The 550-nt window shown below is 46.0% G+C and carries 1 protein-coding gene; it reads left to right on the top strand.

What is annotated here, in order from left to right:
- A partial coding sequence (locus tag R7Z50_RS30170) for an AAA family ATPase (protein ID WP_318150106.1) occupies positions 1-550 on the top strand: 550 nt, incomplete at both ends.

Genomic DNA, 550 nt, shown 5'->3' on the forward strand with positions numbered 1-550 from the left:
CTGTCTGCGAAGTACATCAACGAACGTCATCTACCTGAAAAAGCGATTGACGTTATTGATGAAGCCGGTGCTCGTAGTCGATTAGCTCCAGCAAGTCGTCGTAAGAAGACGGTTGGCGTGGCTGATATTGAAGCCATGGTTGCACAAATGGCTCGACTTCCAGAGAAGTCGGTGTCTTCATCTGCCAAAGACATCTTGAAGAATCTTGATGGCAAAATGAAGATGCTAGTCTTTGGTCAAGACAACGCTATTGATGCGCTTTCGGAGGCTATCAAACTATCTCGTGCTGGTTTGGGTGTAGATAACAAGCCTGTGGGTTCGTTCTTGTTTGCAGGGCCTACTGGTGTGGGTAAAACCGAAGTAACTGTTCAGCTATCGAAACTGCTTGGTATTGAACTGCTTCGTTTTGATATGTCTGAGTATGGTGAGCGTCACTCTGTGAGCCGCTTAATTGGTGCTCCTCCAGGTTATGTTGGTTATGATCAAGGTGGCTTGTTAACCGATGCCGTTATTAAGCATCCTCATTCCGTTGTTTTGTTGGATGAGATTG

The sequence above is a fragment of the Vibrio sp. 1249-1 genome (genome assembly GCF_033340495.1).